The organism is Streptomyces sp. adm13(2018) (assembly GCF_008042145.1).
Lineage (GTDB): Bacteria > Actinomycetota > Actinomycetes > Streptomycetales > Streptomycetaceae > Streptomyces.
Genome location: NZ_RDBH01000124.1, coordinates 2986 through 6631, shown reverse-complemented (window position 1 = coordinate 6631; position 3646 = coordinate 2986). Strand labels below are relative to the sequence as shown.

At 75.0% G+C, this 3646-nt stretch carries 2 protein-coding genes; both read right to left on the bottom strand.

What is annotated here, in order from left to right; all coding sequences use genetic code 11:
• Positions 1-287 precede the first annotated feature (287 nt).
• Positions 288-530: a hypothetical protein gene (locus tag EAO70_RS15680; RefSeq protein WP_261992889.1), complete on the bottom strand. Its 243-nt coding sequence runs from the start codon at positions 528-530 to the stop codon at positions 288-290.
• Positions 531-745: 215 nt separating this feature from the next.
• Positions 746-3646, bottom strand: a 2901-nt coding sequence (locus EAO70_RS15675) for an AfsR/SARP family transcriptional regulator (RefSeq protein ID WP_261992888.1), incomplete at its 5' end; no start/stop codon positions are given.

Below are 3646 nucleotides of genomic sequence, written 5' to 3'. Positions count from 1 at the left end.
GGGCGCCGGGTCGCCGGGCCCGCGGGTCGCCGGGGCGGCAGGTCACGGGGGTGCCGGGTCCGCTGGGCGCCGGGCCCGCCCCCCCGGGCACGCCGGAGGGGCCGGGCAGGTGCCCGGCCCCTCTTCTGCGGTGGTCCGATCGCGTTGCGCACGGGTCCAGCCCGGACGGATCCCCCTGGTTCCGTCCCGGGCGTCCCCCGGGCCCGTGTGCTCCCCCGTCGACCGGACCGCGGGCCCCGGCGGCTCCCCCGAAGTCGCCGCCGCGGCCTCTCCCCGTCGGGAGTGGTCTACTTCGCCGGTTCGGACGTGGCGTGCATGTCCTTGGTGGCGATGGACTCGTCGCGGTCACCCGTGATCTTCTCGGTGATCGCGTCGATGGCGGGTTCGGACGTGGCGTGCATGTCCTTGGTGGCGATGGACTCGTCGCGGTCACCCGTGATCTTCTCGGTGATCGCGTCGATGGCCGGCTCGGACGTGGCGTGCATGTCCTTGGTGGTGATGAGCGGTTCCTGCTTGATCGGGTCGGTCATGCTCGTCAACTCCTGCGTGTGATGTCCGAGATGGGGGAGATCCGCCCAGCCGTTCCCCCGTGGACAGCTGGGCGAATCTCCGGGGGCCGATCACCCTAGTACTCAGGGGCAGTGGCCCTCATCGGCGACCCGCGTGCCCCCCGACGCGGCGGATCGTCTGAGAAGAGCATGTCGGGTGGCGATAAACGAACGATGAACGCCCTGGCCCGAGACGTCTACGCGGCCGTTGCCGGTGTCAGCAGCGCACGCACCCCGGCGGCCTCCGGGGCTCCGAGGGCGTCGAAGATGCCCAGTGCCTCCTGCCAGCAGACCAGCGCCCGGCCGCTCTGACCGATGCCGAAGAGGGCGCGGCCGAGGACGGTGAGGACGTTGCCCCGCCGCCACTCGCCCCCGATGCCGCGCAGCACCGTGAGGGCCATCTCGGCGTTCGACGCCGCCTGTGCGTGTCGGTGGGCGGCGAGGTCCACCTCGGACAGCCGGAAGAGCGTCATGCCCTCCCACAGCCGCTGCCTGCTGTCGGCGAAGACCGCCAGCGCCTCGCGGAGCTGTTCGGCCGCCGCGGCCAGCTGGGCGTCCTGGGTGAGGGCGAGCCCGAGGGCGTACCGTCCGTTGGCGCCCCGGAGCGCGTGTCCCATCGCGTCGTAGATCTCGGTTCCCTGGCGGGCGAGTGCTATGCCGCTCGGGGTCCGTCCCATGGCCAGGTGGATGCGCGACAGGTTGCAGAGGGCGCTCGCCTCCCCCGGCTGGTCCCCGATCTCGCGGAACCTTTCGATCGCCTGGGTGAGGTACTGCTCGCCCTCCTCGAAGCGGTTCTGGTAGAGCGCGATGATGCCCCGGGCGTTGGCGGACCAGCAGGCCGGCAGCGGATCCCCGGCCCCGTCCGCGTGCGGCAGGGCGAGTTCGGCGTCCCGGTCCGCCTCCGCGAAGCGGCCCGCCGTGTGGTGGACCCCCGCGAGGACCATGAGCGCGCGGCCCTCGGCCCTGGCGTCGGCGTGGCTGCGCGCCGCATCACGGACGACGACCCCGGTCGCCTCGAACTCCCTGGAGTTCGCCCCCGACTCCCCGAGGTCCAGCGACGCCCACAGCAGGTCCACCCCGCGGCGCAGTGTCGTCGGGGACGCGGCCGACTGGCGGACGCAGGCCAGGAGGCAGTTCGCCTCCGCGTAGAGCCAGTCCTGCGCCTCGTGGCGGTCGGTGAAGGACAGGCCCTCGTGCGCCGTGGGCTCCAGGTGGTCGACCAGGCGGTCGCCGGGCCGCTCGATCGCGTACACCCCCGCCGCCGTCGACAGGTAGAAGTCCAGGAGCCGGGAGAGCGCCGCGTCCTTCTCCGACGGCGGCTGCTCGTCGCGGTCCGCGCACGCACGCGCGTAGAGCCGCACCAGGTCGTGGTAGCGGTAGCGGCCGGGCGCCGCGGACTCCAGGAGGGACGTGTCGACCAGCGCCTCCAGGAGGTCCTCGGTGTCCCAGAGCGGCCGGTCGAGGACCGCCGCGGCCGCCGCGAGCGAGATGTCCGGGCCGTCGGCGAGGCCGAGCAGGCGGAACGCGCGGGCCTGGGCCGGTTCCAGCTGCCCGTAGCCGAGTTCGAAGGTGGCCTTGACCGCGAGGTCGCCCGCCTGGAGCTCGTCGAGCCGGCGCCGCTCGTCGGCGAGCTTCGCCGCCAGCACCGAGACCGTCCAGGTGCGGCGCGCCGCCAGGCGGGACGCGGCGATGCGGATGGCCAGCGGCAGGAACCCGCAGGCCGCCACGACGTCCAGCGCCGCCTCCCGCTCCGCCTGGACCCGCTCGGCGCCGACGATCCGGGTGAAGAGCTGGAGCGCCTCCTCGGGGGACATCACGTCGAGGTCCACCAGGTGCGCTCCGGCCAGGTCGACCATTCGGATGCGGCTGGTCACCAGCGCCGCGCAGCCCGCCGTGCCCGGCAGCAGCGGGCGGATCTGGGCCGCGTCCCGGGCGTTGTCCAGGAGGACCAGGACCCGCCGGCCGTCGAGGGTCGAGCGGTAGAGCGCCGCCCGGTCGTCGAGGGAGTCCGGGATGGCCGAGTCGGGGGTGCCGAGGGCGCGGAGGAAGGAGCCCAGGACGGTCTCGGGCGCGGCGGCGCGCGAGCCAGCGCCCTGGAGGTCGACGTACAGCTGCCCGTCCGGGAAGTGCGGCCGTGCCTCGTGCGCGACGTGCACGGCGAGCGTCGTCTTGCCGACCCCGCCGATGCCGGCCAGCGCCGACACCGCCATGACGTGCCCCTCGGCGGTGGCCAGCCGGGCGCCCAGCTCCCGTACGAACGGGGCGCGGCCGGTGAAGTCCGGGACCGTCGCGGGGAGTTGCGCGGGACGGGCGACGGGCGGGGCGGCCGGTCCTGACTCCTCGACAGGGCGGGCGAGTTCGGCGTCGGCCTGGAGGATGCGCTGCTGGAGCCGGGAGAGTTCGGGTGTGGGATCGACACCCAGTTCGTCGGCGAGCAGCCGTCGTGTGTCCGCGTACACGGCGAGCGCCTCGGCCTGCCGGCCGCTCCGGTAGAGGGCGAGCATCAGCAGCTCGCGGAGCCGCTCCCGCAGGGGGTGCGCGGCGGTGAGGGCGGTCAGCTCGGAGACGGCCTCCGCATGCGCGCCGACCTCCAGGTCGATGTCGAGCCGGGTCTCCAGGAGGGTGAGCCGCCACTCCTCCAGCCGGGTCCGCTGCGTGTCGGCGTACGGCCCGGGCACGGAGGCCAGCACCTCGCCGTTCCACAGGTCCAGGGCCTCGGCGAGCCGGTCGCGGGCGCCCGCGCGGTCCCCGGCGGCCCGCAGCTTCTCGGCCTCGGCGCCGAGCTCCTGGGCGGTGTCGACGTCGAGGGAGGCGGCCGGGGTGCGCAGGGCGTAGCCGCCGGACTCGCTGACGAGGACCTCGGGTCCGAGGGCCTTGCGGAGCCGGGAGGCGTACGTCCGCACGGCCGCGAGGGCCTGCGAGGGGGACTCCTCGCCCCAGAGGGCGTCGATGAGTTCGGCGGCGGTGGCGGTGCGCCCGCCCCGCAGGAGCAGCGCGGCGAGCAGGGCCCGCTGCTGGGGGGAGCCGGTGGGCACCGGCTCGCCACCCCGCCAGGCCCGGACGGGCCCGAGCACGGCGAACCGGAGGGGGCCGGGGGC